Origin of the sequence: Kushneria pakistanensis, assembly GCF_014652795.1 — a bacterium.
GTDB classification, from domain to species: Bacteria; Pseudomonadota; Gammaproteobacteria; order Pseudomonadales; family Halomonadaceae; genus Kushneria; species Kushneria pakistanensis.
On record NZ_BMZM01000001.1, the window covers coordinates 681068 to 695198 of the forward strand.

General features: G+C 61.7%; 19 protein-coding genes and 1 pseudogene. 2 read left to right on the forward strand and 18 right to left on the reverse strand.

The window, feature by feature from the left end:
- Positions 1–168: 168 nt before the first annotated feature.
- Genes IE123_RS03025 through IE123_RS03045 form a run of 5 tightly spaced genes read right to left on the reverse strand, consistent with a single transcriptional unit; the run spans position 169 to position 5194 of the window.
- On the reverse strand, positions 169–2835 hold the full coding sequence (locus IE123_RS03025) for a phage tail tape measure protein (protein WP_189514954.1): 2667 nt from the start codon (positions 2833–2835) through the stop codon (positions 169–171).
- Complete coding sequence (locus tag IE123_RS16250; protein WP_189514956.1) at positions 2789–2953, reverse strand: GpE family phage tail protein; 165 nt, start codon at positions 2951–2953, stop codon at positions 2789–2791. The genes IE123_RS03025 and IE123_RS16250 overlap by 47 nt, the downstream gene beginning before the upstream one ends.
- Positions 2954–2979: 26 nt before the next feature.
- Complete coding sequence (locus IE123_RS03035; RefSeq protein WP_229819556.1) at positions 2980–3471, reverse strand: phage tail assembly protein; 492 nt, start codon at positions 3469–3471, stop codon at positions 2980–2982.
- A 14-nt stretch (positions 3472–3485) separates the two neighbouring features.
- Positions 3486–3998 carry a phage major tail tube protein gene (locus tag IE123_RS03040; RefSeq protein WP_189514957.1) on the reverse strand — a complete coding sequence of 171 codons (513 nt, stop codon included), beginning with the start codon at positions 3996–3998 and terminating at the stop codon, positions 3486–3488.
- Between the two features lie 14 nt (positions 3999–4012).
- Positions 4013–5194, reverse strand: coding sequence for a phage tail sheath protein (locus IE123_RS03045; protein ID WP_189514958.1), 1182 nt, complete (start codon positions 5192–5194; stop codon positions 4013–4015).
- Between the two features lie 124 nt (positions 5195–5318).
- Here IE123_RS03045 and IE123_RS03050 point away from each other — a divergent pair, with 124 nt between their 5' ends.
- Positions 5319–5945, forward strand: coding sequence for a hypothetical protein (locus IE123_RS03050; protein WP_189514959.1), 627 nt, complete (start codon positions 5319–5321; stop codon positions 5943–5945).
- 10 nt (positions 5946–5955) lie between these two features.
- On the opposite strand, the gene IE123_RS03055 is transcribed toward IE123_RS03050, so the two are convergent.
- Genes IE123_RS03055 through IE123_RS03080 form a run of 6 tightly spaced genes read right to left on the reverse strand, consistent with a single transcriptional unit; the run spans position 5956 to position 10511 of the window.
- On the reverse strand, positions 5956–6540 hold the full coding sequence (locus tag IE123_RS03055) for a tail fiber assembly protein (protein ID WP_189514960.1): 585 nt from the start codon (positions 6538–6540) through the stop codon (positions 5956–5958).
- A 1-nt stretch (position 6541) separates the two neighbouring features.
- Positions 6542–8089, reverse strand: a complete 1548-nt coding sequence (locus IE123_RS03060; RefSeq protein WP_189514962.1) for a phage tail protein — start codon at positions 8087–8089, stop codon at positions 6542–6544.
- Positions 8086–8718 carry a phage tail protein I gene (locus IE123_RS03065; RefSeq protein ID WP_229819557.1) on the reverse strand — a complete coding sequence of 211 codons (633 nt, stop codon included), beginning with the start codon at positions 8716–8718 and terminating at the stop codon, positions 8086–8088. The genes IE123_RS03060 and IE123_RS03065 overlap by 4 nt, the downstream gene beginning before the upstream one ends.
- Positions 8711–9622, reverse strand: a complete 912-nt coding sequence (locus IE123_RS03070; protein WP_189514966.1) for a baseplate assembly protein — start codon at positions 9620–9622, stop codon at positions 8711–8713. Before IE123_RS03070 ends, IE123_RS03065 begins: the two co-directional genes overlap by 8 nt.
- On the reverse strand, positions 9619–9969 hold the full coding sequence (locus IE123_RS03075) for a GPW/gp25 family protein (RefSeq protein ID WP_189514968.1): 351 nt from the start codon (positions 9967–9969) through the stop codon (positions 9619–9621). Before IE123_RS03075 ends, IE123_RS03070 begins: the two co-directional genes overlap by 4 nt.
- A complete protein-coding gene (locus IE123_RS03080) occupies positions 9966–10511 on the reverse strand; it encodes a phage baseplate assembly protein V (RefSeq protein ID WP_189514970.1) in 546 nt (181 codons plus the stop codon). Before IE123_RS03080 ends, IE123_RS03075 begins: the two co-directional genes overlap by 4 nt.
- A gap of 142 nt (positions 10512–10653) precedes the next feature.
- Between IE123_RS03080 and IE123_RS03085 the strand changes: the two genes are divergently transcribed.
- Positions 10654–11382, forward strand: coding sequence for a hypothetical protein (locus IE123_RS03085; RefSeq protein ID WP_189514972.1), 729 nt, complete (start codon positions 10654–10656; stop codon positions 11380–11382).
- Here IE123_RS03085 and IE123_RS03090 read toward each other — a convergent pair.
- The 7 genes and pseudogenes from IE123_RS03090 to IE123_RS03115 all read right to left on the reverse strand — a co-directional run bounded on the left by IE123_RS03090 (position 11377) and on the right by IE123_RS03115 (position 14120).
- A complete protein-coding gene (locus tag IE123_RS03090) occupies positions 11377–11832 on the reverse strand; it encodes a phage virion morphogenesis protein (protein ID WP_189514974.1) in 456 nt (151 codons plus the stop codon). The genes IE123_RS03085 and IE123_RS03090 overlap by 6 nt on opposite strands.
- Complete coding sequence (locus tag IE123_RS03095) at positions 11825–12304, reverse strand: phage tail protein (RefSeq protein WP_189514977.1); 480 nt, start codon at positions 12302–12304, stop codon at positions 11825–11827. Before IE123_RS03095 ends, IE123_RS03090 begins: the two co-directional genes overlap by 8 nt.
- 102 nt (positions 12305–12406) lie before the next feature.
- A complete protein-coding gene (gene lysC, locus IE123_RS16310; protein WP_373295792.1) occupies positions 12407–12616 on the reverse strand; it encodes an Rz1-like lysis system protein LysC in 210 nt (69 codons plus the stop codon).
- Positions 12537–12941, reverse strand: a pseudogene (lysB, locus tag IE123_RS03100) (Rz-like lysis system protein LysB); the annotation flags it as partial. The gene lysC and the pseudogene lysB, both read right to left, overlap by 80 nt.
- A complete protein-coding gene (locus IE123_RS03105; protein WP_189514981.1) occupies positions 12938–13429 on the reverse strand; it encodes a glycoside hydrolase family 108 protein in 492 nt (163 codons plus the stop codon). The pseudogene lysB and the gene IE123_RS03105, both read right to left, overlap by 4 nt.
- Positions 13426–13767, reverse strand: coding sequence for a phage holin family protein (locus tag IE123_RS03110; protein WP_229819558.1), 342 nt, complete (start codon positions 13765–13767; stop codon positions 13426–13428). Before IE123_RS03110 ends, IE123_RS03105 begins: the two co-directional genes overlap by 4 nt.
- Positions 13767–14120, reverse strand: a complete 354-nt coding sequence (locus tag IE123_RS03115) for a putative holin (protein WP_189514983.1) — start codon at positions 14118–14120, stop codon at positions 13767–13769. The genes IE123_RS03110 and IE123_RS03115 overlap by 1 nt, the downstream gene beginning before the upstream one ends.
- Positions 14121–14131: the final 11 nt, after the last annotated feature.

Below are 14131 nucleotides of genomic sequence, written 5' to 3' on the forward strand. Positions count from 1 at the left end.
TGGCTGTAGGCCAATTGATTTCAGCATTTTCGGAAAAAATGGCGGGCCTCTCGGGCGAGCCTTTGATGATCTTGCATGTGGCTTCTGCAGTGCTCTTTGTACTCGGATTTTGTCTTCTGAGTGGTTTTTCCATATGGGCCATGAGACGGCATATTCTTGATGCAAAAATCAAGACTGATCCCACATCGAAGACCGACGACGGGCCTGCTGCTCACGTTCCCTCCGGTCTAGCTCACGACTTACGGCTTTCGCGATCGCGTGCTCGTCGCTCCCGGGTGGGGCGTTGATCGTGATCGTGTAGTGACTGGTCGAGTGGTCCTGATAGCTGGCCCCAGCCGCCTGTGATGCAAGCGGGGGCCGAGTATCGAACCTGATCGGCTCGGATGACGTGATCGAGGGCATGGCTGCTGCCGGCAGGGCCATGGCGCCGAGCGCCAGACCGGCACCGGCCTGCCGGGCTCGGGCGGCGATGTCGGTAATGCGCTTGGCCGGTTCATCGCGCTGACGCTCCAGCCCGAGGGTCAAGCCGTCAACGGTGTGGCCACCGAGCGCCGCGAATACTCGACTCGGGCTGTGAATACCCATCTTGTCCTTGAACCAGCCGGCGACGTTGCCGCCGATCCCGACGACGGTGTCCTTGAGTTCGCCGAACTTGCTCGACAGACCACCGATCAGGCCATCGATGATCATGCCGCCGAGACTCCTGAACTGTGTCGGCACCTCGATGCCGAGCGCTGACAGCGCGCTGGTGATGCCCTTTTGCAGTAGCCCCAGCGGCGACCAGTCGAGGATTAATCGCGAGATACCGCCGATGCCGTTATCAAACGCGGCTTTGACGTCCTGCCAGCGCTGGCCAAACCACTCGCTGATCGCGCCCCAGTTGCGATAGACCAGATACGCGGCACCGGCGAGGGCAGCCACGGCGGCAACGATGCCGAGAATGATCCACGTCATGGGATTGGTGAGCAGGGCGATTCCTGCCTTGCCGATGGCGCTGGCCATGAACAGGAACCCGCGCCCGGTGGCCAGCAGCCCCTTGCTGAGTGCTGGCAGGATGCGACTGGTCAGCGAGTAGATTTTGCCGCCGAGGCCGCCGGTCTTGACGCCCAGCATGGCCAGCCCATAACGCACGGTGACAATGGGGCCGAGCAGTGAGGCCAGCATGAGGGTAAGCGCGCCGCCTACAGCGACCAGTGCCGCGACACCGGCGGCGACCTTGGCGATGGTGCCGGCGAGCTTAGGGTTTTCCTTGATCCAGTTGCCGACCGCTCGGGTGATGCTGGTAATCGACTGGATGAGGTCACGCAGGGCGCCATCATTGGTGTCGGTAATCGAGATCCCGACTTCCTCCCACGCCGAGCGCAGGTTTTTGAGATCGCCACCGATGTTGTCGGCCATGACGCTGGCCATCTCGGCGTTTTCGCCATACGACTTGCTGAGATTGTCGATCAGCTTATCCAGCTGGCCGCTGCTCATCTGGTTGACCAGTTCGGCCATGCCGCTGCCGGCCTCGGCACCGAACAGCTCCTGCAACGCTGCCTTGCGCTCGACGTTGCCCATGCCCTCGGTGGCCTTGTTGATGTCGCGCAGGATCTCCGGCATCGGGCGCATGTTGCCCTCGGCATCGGCGACCTTGAGCCCCAGCTCATCCATGACGGCAGACGCCGCCTTGGTGGGCTTGGTCAGTCGGTCCATCATCGCGCGCATGGTGGTGCCGGCCTGACTGCCCTGAATACCGATGTTGCCCAGCAGACCGGCCATGGCGCCGGCTTCTTCCAGCGTCAGGCCCAGATCGGACCCGGCGCCGAGGTATTTCATGGTTTCGCCGAGCATTTCCAGATCGACGTTCGCACGGCTGGCCGTGCCGGACAGCACATCCGCGACGCGCTGCATGCCGCCGGCGGCCTCGACATCGATCTTGAATCCGCCGGCGATGTTGGATGCGATATCGGCGGTGCGCCCCAGCTCGGTGTTATTGGCCAGCGCGAGGTTCAACACGTCACGCATGGATGCCTGGATCGCTTCGGCACTCATGCCGGCGCGCAGCAGAAATTCCTGACCGGCGCCGACCTCGCCGGCACTGAATGCGGTCGAGCCGCCGAGATCGCGGGATTGCGCTTTAAGCGCCTTGAACCGCTCATCGTCAGCCGTGAATCGGCCCACAGCCTGAACGGTACTCATCTGCTCGCCCCAGCCGATGCCGGGGGCCAGTAAACGACTGCCGGCGAATAGCGCACTGCCGCCGGTGGCCAGTCCGGTAAAGCCGGCGCTACGCATCGTATTCGCACGACCGAGGCCGCGCTGGTACTGATCCGCCGCCGCCGCTGCCTTTTTCTGAGCAGCGGTGATCTCGGTCATCTTGCGCTTTTGGGTATCGAGGGCGGTATTGGCCTGCCGGATCTTGTCGGCGAGGCGCTTCTCGCTACCGGTCAGATCATCGGTGCTGGTACCGCCGCTTCTCAGGCTGGTACGCAGCTCTCCGAGGCGCCGGCGCTGATCGCCCAGCGTAGAGTTCAGGCGTTCGACTTCCTGCTGGGCTTTCAGAAAGCGATGCTGAAACTGCTGCGTCGGGGCGCTGGTGTTCTTGAGTTCGCTGCGCAGGTTGCGCATGCGCTCCTGCGCGCGGGCGAGCGCCTCGCTGTTGTCGCGCGTGGCGCTCTTGAGCTTTCGGAATGAGGACAGGTCGCGCTGCTGGCGTTCGAGCTGGCGTAGCTGCTCGCGTGATGCTTTCAGGGCTTCGGCGGTTTTGCCGCTGCCCTGGGTGATTTTCTTGAGTGGGCCGGTGGCTTTATCGACTGCGTTTAGCAGCACCTGCAACTTGAGATCGCGCGCCATGAGAGTCCTCGGGATTGGATCGCTTACGGGCGCGCTCGCGCCATTCCATCAGTTCGCGGATCGAGAAATCCGCGCAGTCGGTGGGGGTCCAGTGAAACACGATGGCCAGATCGGCCATCGCGTCCTCAACGGATGAAGGGAGGTTTATGCGGCTTCGCCCTTCACCCGCTTCGAGACCAAAAAACCGGCGATCTCGCCGCCGAGCTGGACCAGATCGGCGGGGTCCATCTGGCGCGCTTCATGGTCGGTGAGGCTGGGCACTGACAGGCGCGGGATCAGTTTCATGATCGCGTCGGTCTGGAGCTGCAACACGTCGGAGAGATTGACGCCGCGCAGCTCGCCAGCGGTGGGCTTGCGCACGCTAATGCTGTCGATGGTCTGCTCGCCGCGAACGATGGGCGTATCCAGCTCGATGGCTTCACTGACGTGGGCGGTGTTGGTGGCTTTCTCTTTGGCCTGGGCCATGGTCTTTCTCCAGTTGATGCACGGCATTCGGGCGCCGCTTGCGATGAAATAAACGAGCGTTACAGGAATGCTCCATGACCAGCTGGGGTAGTCCTCGATCATGCCGATGACGTAGATCCACGACGCGACGATGGTCAGCAGGGCGCAGCACAGGCCACGGGTAGCATTCATGCGGTGATCCTTTCTCAGATGCCGAGGGCGCGGCGGCGCTTGGCCAGCCGGTCCTCGCCGTTGACCTTGAACACGTAGTTGGGGATATCGATCTCGATCTTGGTCGAGCCGTCGATCACCAGCTTGTAGTAGCTGAGCGTGGTGGTGACGCTGTGCTCGGTGTTCTCTCCGTTCTGGGCGTCGCCCATGTCGATCTCGGTGTGGCGCCCGCGCATGACGACCTCGACGGCGACCACTTCGTCGACATCGTCGCGCTCATAGCTGCCGGTCATGCGCAGCAGATCCGCGTCGAGTCGCGAGCTGCCGAAATTGTCGAACACACTTTCGACCAGACCGCCGACGGTCCACTGGCAGGTCATGAGGCCGTCCTGCCCCATGTCGATACCGACCGGTCCATCCATGCCACCGCCGCGCCATTCCTCGATCTTGCGGGTGAGGGTGGGCAGGGTGACGGACTGGATGATGCCCTTGTAGGAATTACCGTTGCCGAACAGGTTCAAGCCCTTGAGTTTGTTGGGTAGTGCCATGGTTTATCTCCTGCTCAGCCGGCGTTTACGCGGTCGGCGAAATCGGCCAGATATGAATCGGTGATGCGCTGCTGGAATCCCAGATCTTCCAGCGGGGGCACCGGCGTGTAGTCGTAATCGATGCGCAGCTTGCCGCCCTTGAGTGAGGTCTCATCGTTGAGTGCCTCATTCAGCCAGGCGTTGCCATCGACGATCAGGCCCAGCGCCTTGAGTTCTGAAAACTTGGCGTTGATACCCTCGATGATGTCGCGGGCGAGGCTCGGGTGCAGGGGCTTGTCGACCGCCCACATATGGGCCTCGGCGATGGAGTCGGCGAGGATCTGCGCGGTGCGGGTGTAGTTCTCGAACGCGAAAAGGGACGTCGGGCCGGCGCAGGTGCGCGAGCCCCAGAAACGAAACCCGTCGCGCTGGATCAGGGTGGTGACATCCGCCGCGTTCAAAACGCCGGCGTCGGTGTTGGGGTTTTGCAGTGACCAGAACACGTCGGCGCTGATGCCGGTCACGCCGTTAACGGCGACGTTTGAAAGGGTCTTGTGCCAGCCGATCTCGCTGTCGATTTTGGCGCGCAGGCCGAGGGCGCAGGCGACGGCGCTGATGGTGGCCGTCTCGGCGGCGGTAGTGTCGAACGCCTCGAGCTCGGGCCAGATGATCATCAGCTCGCGAGCGCCGAACTGGTCGCGGTAAGCGGTCACGTCAAAGATCGTGGTGCAGTCGTGGGCGTAGCTGTAGACGAACGCGCGCAGATCCTGCGCGATGCTGACCAGCGCCGTGGTGACGGCCTGATTATCGAGGCCCGGTGCGCCGAGAATGCGCGGCGTGACGCCGAGAGATGCGCTGGCCGAGAGCAGCGCCTGCGCGCCGGTGCGGCGGCCAGACTCGTCGACGGTGCCGATGACGTTCGCGGTGGTCTCGCCAGCGTCAGCGCCTTCTTCCACACGCACGGCGACGATGATGGGCTTGGTCTGCGACTCGATGGCTGTCAGCGTGCGGCGCAGGGTGCCTTGGGTGCCGGCCTTGCCAATAGCGGTCGAGACGTTGGTGATGAGCGTTGCACGATTGAGCGGGAACGCCTCGGGGTCGGCATCGGCGCTGGTGCAGACGATGCCGATGACGGCGGTCGAGACTGTGCGAATGACGCGGGTGCCGTCGTTAATCTCAACAACGCGCACACCGTGGTGGTATTGGTCGAATGCCATGTCGGTACCTGATCAGGTGAGCGGGCAGAATCGGTTCAGGGCTTCATGGTGTGGCGCGGGGCAGGGCAGTGCGAGCGGCGGGCGTTGTAAAATTAGGGTTTACATAAAGTCGAAGGATATGAGCATGGAGCCAATGACACAGGCATTAACCAAAGTCATGACTTGGGCAGCTCAAAAGGGCTATGAAAAATTTACTCTTGCTCGACTGGAGAGATTCTTGTCCCAAGCGGAACAGGGAGGTGTGACAGTTGATGAGCTTACTGATACAGAGCACCGATTTGCTCATTTCGTTTCTATGGTCAGGGCTCTGGAAAGCTGCTCAAACAATGAAATGGCTGATTACTTGGCTGCCCTGATGATAGGTGGCGCACAGTCTGGAAACGCGGATAAAAAGCCTGACATTTTTCATGCCGTCTTGAATGGTTTGGGAAGCATGACAAAAACTGAGGTCAATATACTATTCAAGATGCATCGGCTAGAGCTTTTCGAAGACGCTCAGCCCGGTGGATATAAGGAGGATAAAGTTACCCAGTTAGTATCCGAATGCATGAGCGATCTCGGAATTGATGAGGCTCTTCTGGCCGCCATACTCAACGGCATGATCAGAACCGGCTTCGTTACTCCGCCACCCTCTGGATATGGTGGGCACGTGACTAGGAACAGTAATCTGCTTACTCAAAGCGCGAGAGATCTGTTCTTTTATATAGATTATTCGAGGCTCTCAAGACCCGGTGTGCCCGGGCCTTTGTAGTGTATACGGCTCAAACGGTGACCAGCGCTTCGAGCTGATCGATAAAAGGCTGGACCGTTTCCATCATGTCGGCATCATCGGCGGCATCACGGATCGCGGCTTTACCGGTGAGCCGGATGCGGCGCACGTTCTGGAGCAGATCCTCGGCGTGGGCGGCGGCCTCGGCGATCTGCTGGGCGGCGTCTTCCACGCCCAAACCTTCGGCGGTGGCGTAGCTCTGGATCGACTCGGGCACCTCGGCGTCGGGATTGTTTCGGTAGTCGGCCAGTGCCTGGGCGACGAGCTGATACTCGGCATCGAGATACTGGCCGATGGATCGGTCGGATGCGCGGATCCGGTCGGCAGTGGCATCGATCCAGTTGATGGCCGCTGCTTTACGGACATCGACCGGGTCAGGGTCGAGCGTGACCCAGCAGGGCTGACCGTCTTCGTTTGCGCCGCGCGCCTTGCCAACCGGCGGCGCGCCCGCAAACTCATTAAAGACTGACTCGCTGACCTCTAGAGCATCATCCGGCAGGCTTCCAGATTTCTTATATCTGGAAGCCAATTCCAATGGGTAAAACGCGTTTGTTTTGGTGCTAAAGAGATAGTTCATATCAGTACCCGATTGCGAGATAGCTATAAGTGGCCGTGTTACGTCCGCCGTTATACATATCGAAATGCGTCGTCTTCCTATCGCCCACGTTAATCGGATTTCCGACGTCAGGAGTCGCAGTCCCATTTAGATACACGGGAAACACATGAAAGCACTGATTCGCAAAGGCGATAGGGAAACTCGTCGTCGCCCACGACGTGCCCGGAACGGATGCAGAAAAACCCCATTGAACTGCAAGCCCACCGAGCCACGTCGGAAATACAATCCAACCGTTAGCACTAATGCGGTAACTAACACCCCACCTCAATTTCTTGGGCGTGACTGCGGTAGCGTCATCAGTGCCGGCATTAACCTGCGATTGTGTCGCGACCCTCATCAAACCGAAAACACTCTCGGTTGCTTGCTTGATCCAGCCCTTTAGCGTTTTGGTCGTGACTGCCTTCTCGACCTCGCCTTTATCCACTTCGGCCTGCGTGGCCGCGATGGCGTTGACAATAGTGTCAGGGTTAGCGGTGTGCGTGATCTCACCCCACTGCGTCCATCCCTTTCCGCGCACATATGAGCGCAGGAACATCCCAACGCCACCATCTGCGAATGCAATCTGGTTAGCGTAATCATCGGGCCGTGTGACCCAAAGCACGTAACCGTTGGGCACCGGATGCTTGCCCCTGAATGTGCCTGACTGATCGCCGCGCGCGTAATACAGGCCGAGGTTGCCTGTTGCGTCGACGTCATAACAGGGCCGGTCAGGTGCCGGGATGCCCCAGCCAAACGCGCCAACCGGCATCACGTTGCCCTTGTTCTCGCCAACCGCTTTACGCGATGCATCTCCCAGCAGTGCGAGCACATCCTGCACCGTGCCAGCGTCACCAAACACTGACAGCAGCTGATCGAGCGTGATCTGCCCGGCTTTATGCGCTTCCTTCTCCGCCCGGTGATCATCGAGCTGCGCCTTGCCACCGGCAGGGGTCTGGGCTGCTTTCGATTCTTCCCCCTTCCTTGACTCGGCGAGCGTTGCAAAGCGCACAAATCCCTTGTTTTTGGTATCGGCGTCGGGGTGATTGCGGCTTTTCTCATGCGCGGCGAGGGTGTCATCGACGTACTTGCGCGAGGCCATCACGACGCTGGGGTCGATCCGCAGTGTTACCGCGCTGGTGTCGGTGACTTCCATCACGAATCTGATTGTTTGCGTTCGGGCGGCGCCTTCCGAGAGCTGCGGTTTATAGGTCTCGGGGTAATTGCCGTAGGCGATCAGGTTGCCATCGGTGTCGTAAAGCCCGACCTCACGGATGGTCCAGCCACCGACCTCGGCGGGCAGCACCTGCTCGACGACGGTCCAGTTCGGGTTATTCGGGTCGGTGGTGGTCTGGTTGATCGGGCCACGGCGCACCTCATTGAACAGGCGCGTGACCGATGCGTCAGGTTTGGGCAGTTTGCCGCCGCCGTCACCGATGGCCATCTCGGCGATGGTCAGGGGCTGGCCATAGGCGATGGCATTGGCCAGCAGCCCCTGCCCGGTTTTGGTCAGCAAGGTAAAAAACTGGCTCATAGGGCCTCACTCATTGTCATGGGGTAGATGGTGATCGTGTCGAACGCCTCGACCGTGGCGGCGTGATAGAGCGCGCCGGTGGAGAGGATGGAATCAGGGGTGTAGGGATACACGGTGGTGGTATCACCGTCGTAGGCGGCCAGACCCACATAGAGCGGTCCGCGCGTCTCGCCGAGCAGATCCAGCCCGATGATGTGGCGCGTCAGCGGTTTGGCATCGAATACCAGCCGGGTCAGCTCGGTATACATCTCGTCGGTGATGCCGGTATCCAGCACACCGATGCGCAGGGCGAACGTGCCCGGCTCACCCTCGGGCACCATCTGCCACCATTCATCGACCTCCAGCAGATAGCCGAGCGGCTCGACGACGCGCCGCAATGCCGAAATCGTGCCCTTATGCGAATGGACGTAGTGCGCCGCGCGCACGACGCCACGCTTGGCGCTCTCGCTCCACGACGTGTCCCAGCGGTCGACCGAAAATGCCCACGCCAGATAGGGCAGCAGATGCAGCGGGCAGTCATCCGGGCTCATGAGCGTGCGCAGCGGTACCGGCATGCGCTCCAGATCGGCGAGCGCCTCGGCGGCGAGGCGCTCCAGCTGGGTACCGTTGGGCGGCAGCAGCCTACTCATCATTGCCCCCGAGCGTCAGGGTGACGCCGGTGCAGTGCGATGCCTGGCTGTCATCGAGCACGACATCGGCGGCGGGGCTGGTCAGTTCGACGCGCTGAACGCCTTCGACGTGCAATGCGGCATAGACCGCTGACAGGCGGATATCGCGCCCGAGCCGGCGCTGCTCGGCGACGTAGGCCGCCGCCTTGGCGCGTGACGCGGCCAGAATCGGCTCCTGCTCGGGGCCGGGGTAGAGATAGAGCGTGGCCTCAATCGAATAATCGACGATGGTGGCCGACTGGACGGTGAGCCGGTCGCCGACCGGGCGCACGTCCTCGGCGGATAGTGCGGTCTGCACGATGTCGAGCAGATCCGGCGTGGCTTCGCCGGTGCCGAGCTGTGACAGCACGGTGACGACGGCCACGCAGGGGCTGGGGCTGACGGCGGTAGCATCGGCCACCCGGCCATCGGCTGAGAGGGCGTGAAATACGTAGGCCCCGGCCGGGCCGGCGACGCTTAGACCCTCGAAGGCCCGCTGCGCGCGCAGGCGCAGACGGGTATCGGTCTCATGGGTCGGCGGGACCGGCGGCACGGCGTCAGGGTCGCCGGGATCAATCATCAGGCGCTCGACGTTGAAATTCGCGGCGAGCTGGTCGAGATCCGCGCCGGTGGCGAACGCCAGCATGTTGGCGCGGGCGGCCTCGTTGACGCGCTGGCGCAGCACGACCTCGCGATAGGCGTTTTCCTGTAGCAGCTTGTTGAGCGGTTCGGACTCCAGCGCGAGCCGGGCTTCGATATCTGTGCGCTCGTCTTCGGGGTAGAGCGATACCAGCCGCGCCTTGCGCTCGGCGAGGATGGCCTCGAAATCGACGTTTTCGACAACGTCCGGTGCCGGCAGCTGGGAGAGATCAATCGGGCTACTCATGCATCACCCCTTAGCGGCACTGTCAGGTCGATGTTTTCCCCGGTATCGACGCGCCGCCCGGTGACGGTGAGCAGCAGGCGACCGGGGCGAGTGGTGTCGACGGTGCGCTGCACCTGCATGACGCGCAGGCGGGGCTCCCATTTCATCAAGGCGACGACGGTGGCCGAGTAGGCGCGCAGAGCGGTTGCGCCGGTCAGCGGCTGGTCGATGAGATCCGGCAGCAGGCTGCCGTATTCGCGACGCATGACGCGCGCGCCGATGGGCGTGGTGAGGATGTCGGCCACGCTCTGGCGAATATGCTCGACGCCGGTCAGCGAGGCGCCGGTGTGGCGATCCATTCCGCTCATTGTGGCGTCCCCGAGGTATCCGAGCCGGATCTGACGCCGGTCGTCTTGTGATTGACCAGGCTGATGCCGGACGCGATAGCGTCAGAATCGGTGGTGATGTTGTGGGTGACGTGCAGGGTGCCCTTGATCACGACCGGGCCGGTGACGGTGACGCCGGCAGGCGCGGTAATGGCCGCCGAGCCGGGCAGATCCGCGCGCAGATGGCTGGCCGCGTGGTCGTACTCGATCACGGCCCCATCGGGCAAACGTAAGCGGGTGAGGTTCGGGTCATCGCTCGCAGCGGGATGGGCGTTGCTGTTGATGGCGCCCAGCACCACGGCCCCGGCCAGCTCACCGCCGGGGGCCAGCAGCACGACCTGCTCGCCGATGGTCGGCGGGTTCCATGTGCGCGACTGGCCGGCGCGGGATTCGAGCCACGGCAGCCATTCGGTCAGCAGATCGCCGGTGGTGACGCGAACGCGCGCGGCGGCGTGATCGATCTCGGCGATGGTGCCGAGTCGGATCATGTTCTGCATGAGGCGGGCAAGTTCGACGGGATGCATCGGCACTCCGGGCGGTAAACGGGTATGCGGCTATCGTCGGCAGGTGCGTGGGCTGATGCGAGCGGCGGGCGTTGTAAAAGCGGGCGTTACAGCGATACATCTTCTGGCCGATACCCATGTGGACTTATGCATAGGATCCGTTATGGAAGATCAGCTGATTTCACGTTATCGAGATATTCTGCTCGACACAGACTTCACGAGTCTGGAAGCAGAAAAGGCCAACTATGCAGGGGTATTTCTACCGGTACCCAGCCCGGCCTTTGGGCAGTCAGGGTTCAAGCTGATGGTGGTAGGGCAGGAAACGCGCAGCTGGAACGGATCTCTCGAAAAGCTGCTGAAAGCGATAACGGATCAAACCTTGTCCGAGTATCTGACAGACGCCACGGGCAAGTATCTTGCCCAGCTGGAAACCCCACTTCAAAGTGCCTTCCGAAGCTTTCTGACAGGTAGCGAAAAGCGGCTCGGTATGATTGCCTCGGAAATCTACTGGGCCAATCTGCTGGCGTGCTCCTATCGTAAAGCCTCACCCCGAGGCCGCCCGAAAGCCGAATATGAAACGCTTCGTGCTCTTTCGAGCCAGTTGCTGGCCACGCAAATCAGGTTGCTTAAACCCGATGCAATTTTGTTTCTGACAGGTCCAAACCATGACAAAACCATCAAAGCGATGAGCGAAGAGCACTTCGCGGGATATCAGCATTCCCAGGTAGAGGTGCCGCGGCAGCTCTGGTTTTTTCAGATGAACGGTATTCCTTGCTGTCGTACGACACATCCGCGTTACCGAGCCGGCTACAAATACTGCATTGATGCCATTGAGACCATTGCTCAATTCAAGGAAACAGCATCGGGGCCCATGTCTATGCCGGCTTCATAATTCCTTGCTCGACAAGTGATCCAGTAGTGATTGCTGTACGAGACTTCGGTCGTGATCGGTGAAACCCAGCAGCTCGCGCTGTTCGTACTGCACGCGCGGGCCGTTGATCGCGACGCGATCCCGCAGGCCGTACTGGTGGGTTTTGGCAATGCTGGCCACCTGTCCGAAAAAACCGACCTCGGCGCCATCGGTGCCGGTACGCACGCGCAGATATTTGGCGGTGCGCAGCTTGCCGAACATCGCTTTCCGCCTGATGGCGCCTTTTTGATCCTGTGACTTTCGCGGGGCGTAGCGGCTGCCGTCGGGATTCTTCTGCGCCTTGATGCGCTCGCGCTGGGATCGGCGCAGGTCGGTGGCCACGACGCGCGCCAGCCGGCGGCGTTCTTTCGCGTCCAGCTTGGCCAGCAGTGGCGCGGCCCAATCTTCCAGGCGCTCGATGTTGTCAGCCATTGGCGCCCTCCGGCTCGACGTAGTCGCTCAGGTGCCGGTCGTTGGCCATGAGCTGCCAGCGGCGCGGGCCACAGGTCTCGATATCAAAGCGGGGCATGCGGTGGCTGATGTTGATCTGGCCGGTGTCGCAGTCACGTTTCGCCACGACGCGTTCGGTGATCTGGACGCGCAGAGCAAGATCCACGGCGTCGTTATTGAGGATCTCGACCTCGAATTTAATCGCCTCGGCGGGCACCAGATCCGGCTGATAGACGGCGAGCCAGTCGAGCAGTGGGATCATCACGGTGTCGACGTCATCGGCAAAATCGGTCAGCACCAGCTGCGCGGTGAACGTGTAGCCGTGGGAAAGATTGGCGCCGGGGGCAAATTCGATAGTGCCGTCCTCGACGAACGTGAGCAGCTGGTCGGGGTCGCGCTGCAGGTGGGGCACGGCGTCGATCAGGTACTGGCGCAGGGCGGTGAGCTTTTTCAAGGATTAACCCTCCTTTTGGATGATATTAATTCTCATCCGTTAATGCGATATTTCTTATTCAAGGACTGGCTCTCACCGGGGCAACGCACATGGATGTGCTTTTCAGTTCCCTTCCTCATGACATGCAATCACCGCATCGACTTCTGCAGCACACCGCGCCCAGGCGGCCTCGGTCTTTTCAAGCTGCAGGTGCAGCTCACCATTATTGATCGGATGACTCGCCGGTAGCGTGCAGGGCGTCGGGGTCGCGCACTGATTGACGATAAGCGGCGGCGCCAGTGACGGCGGAGCGCTGACGCAGCCGGATAACATCAGCAGGCAGGCGAGTGCCGGCCCATTCGCGGATCTCGTCGTTATCACGTTGCAGCTCCTGTATCTGTTCGAGTCGGTCGGATGCAGTTCGGGCCAGCTCGGTCTGCTGTTCGGCGAGCGCCCGGCGCTGCGATTCGAGGCGCTGGGCGTTTTCCCAGAGGGCATCGATCACGACCTGCCGGCGCTGGTTTTCCTGCTGGGCCGTATCGCGCTGCTGCTCGGCCTGATCGGCGCGAGCGTTGGCGGCGTTGCCGCGCTGCCAGAGTGCCCAGCCGCCGAGGGTGAGCCCGGCGATCAGGGCGCCGGTGATGATCAGGCGTTTCATACGTCGTTTACTGCGTAGCGCAGGTTTTCCGCGACCCGGCGCGACCAGCCCTTGCCGAACGTGGGCCACGTCGAGAGGCGGGTATAAAACGCCTGCCGCTCGGCATTGAGCAGCACGATCAGCGATAGCGTGTCATGCCCGTTGATCGCGTCGAGCGTGATGGGCCCGACGATGCCGTCATCAGCGACATCCGCCGCGCGTTGCAGCATACGGATCGCGTTGCCGATACCGCTGTTCACAGCGATGTCGAACAGCTGGTACCCGATGGCGCCGTCGTACTGATCGCAGCGAGCGCGCAGCCAGTAGGCGGTCAGATAGATCTCGCGGGCACGCTCGCGGGTCAGATCGCGCATGTCACCTCGATAGCCGGCCTCGCGTGCGGTGCGTTTGGTGATGCCCCACCTAGTCTCGCCGCCCGGATCATTGGGGTGATTGACATAGCCACCCTCATGGCCGATCAGGCGCTCGAATGCCTCGCTGAATGTCATGCGTTGACCCTCACGATGTGGGCGACGTTGCCGCGTGCGCGGTACACCAGCACAGCGCAGACGGCGAGCAGAATCACAAACGACCAGCTGATCGGCAGGCCGACATAACGCCCGGCGAGAATCTGGATCGCGAGCGTGCCGCTACCCACGAACAGCCCATAGGCCAGCCATGAAATGGGGCGGCGATAGCGCGCGCCCCGGCGGCGGTAGGTGAGCAGCCGGCCACAGATGGCCAGCGCGATGAACAGGGCCAGCAGGGTGGGCAGCTGCTGGGGCTGCACCATCATCCATGCGTAGTCCTGGGGGAGTGGGATCAGAAAATAGGTGCTGATGCTCATTACTTGCGACCTCCCGGAAACAGACGGCTGATGTCGAGTTTCTTGACGCCCTCAATCACACGCAGCGAAAACGTGACCACGGCGACGGCGGTCAGAAATGCCGGCAGCGCGGTGGTGTCCCAGGTGGGGTAGAGGTGTTGGGCGAGCGTTGGCCCGGCGAGATATCCCATCATGATCGAGATCACCAGATAGCAGATCCGCTCGATGATGGAGAGTTCTCGGGCCGATACGACGAACAGCGACGCGCCGGCAAATGCTCCGATCAGGGCGCTGACGTCGACCCCGATCATGAGACTGGCCAGCGTTACCCCGACGGTACCGGCGGCGACAGCTGTAGTGGATGGTTCTGCCATGTCAGTTCCTG

Bases quoted from the DNA above. Each gene is read 5' to 3' on its own strand.
- IE123_RS03045 (WP_189514958.1), bottom strand. From the start codon at position 5,194: ATGGCATTCGACCAATACCACCACGGTGTGCGCGTTGTTGAGATTAAC.
- IE123_RS03090 (WP_189514974.1), bottom strand. From the start codon at position 11,832: ATGGCTGACAACATCGAGCGCCTGGAAGATTGGGCCGCGCCACTGCTG.
- IE123_RS03080 (WP_189514970.1), bottom strand. From the start codon at position 10,511: ATGCATCCCGTCGAACTTGCCCGCCTCATGCAGAACATGATCCGACTC.
- IE123_RS03055 (WP_189514960.1), bottom strand. From the start codon at position 6,540: ATGAACTATCTCTTTAGCACCAAAACAAACGCGTTTTACCCATTGGAA.
- IE123_RS03085 (WP_189514972.1), top strand. From the start codon at position 10,654: ATGGAAGATCAGCTGATTTCACGTTATCGAGATATTCTGCTCGACACA.
- IE123_RS03070 (WP_189514966.1), bottom strand. From the start codon at position 9,622: ATGAGTAGCCCGATTGATCTCTCCCAGCTGCCGGCACCGGACGTTGTC.
- IE123_RS03115 (WP_189514983.1), bottom strand. From the start codon at position 14,120: ATGGCAGAACCATCCACTACAGCTGTCGCCGCCGGTACCGTCGGGGTA.
- IE123_RS16250 (WP_189514956.1), bottom strand. From the start codon at position 2,953: ATGGCCGATCTGGCCATCGTGTTTCACTGGACCCCCACCGACTGCGCG.
- lysC (WP_373295792.1), bottom strand. From the start codon at position 12,616: ATGTTATCCGGCTGCGTCAGCGCTCCGCCGTCACTGGCGCCGCCGCTT.
- IE123_RS03025 (WP_189514954.1), bottom strand. From the start codon at position 2,835: ATGGCGCGCGATCTCAAGTTGCAGGTGCTGCTAAACGCAGTCGATAAA.
- IE123_RS03060 (WP_189514962.1), bottom strand. From the start codon at position 8,089: ATGAGCCAGTTTTTTACCTTGCTGACCAAAACCGGGCAGGGGCTGCTG.
- IE123_RS03065 (WP_229819557.1), bottom strand. From the start codon at position 8,718: ATGAGTAGGCTGCTGCCGCCCAACGGTACCCAGCTGGAGCGCCTCGCC.
- IE123_RS03050 (WP_189514959.1), top strand. From the start codon at position 5,319: ATGGAGCCAATGACACAGGCATTAACCAAAGTCATGACTTGGGCAGCT.
- IE123_RS03035 (WP_229819556.1), bottom strand. From the start codon at position 3,471: ATGAATGCTACCCGTGGCCTGTGCTGCGCCCTGCTGACCATCGTCGCG.
- IE123_RS03105 (WP_189514981.1), bottom strand. From the start codon at position 13,429: ATGACATTCAGCGAGGCATTCGAGCGCCTGATCGGCCATGAGGGTGGC.
- IE123_RS03075 (WP_189514968.1), bottom strand. From the start codon at position 9,969: ATGAGCGGAATGGATCGCCACACCGGCGCCTCGCTGACCGGCGTCGAG.
- IE123_RS03040 (WP_189514957.1), bottom strand. From the start codon at position 3,998: ATGGCACTACCCAACAAACTCAAGGGCTTGAACCTGTTCGGCAACGGT.
- IE123_RS03110 (WP_229819558.1), bottom strand. From the start codon at position 13,767: ATGAGCATCAGCACCTATTTTCTGATCCCACTCCCCCAGGACTACGCA.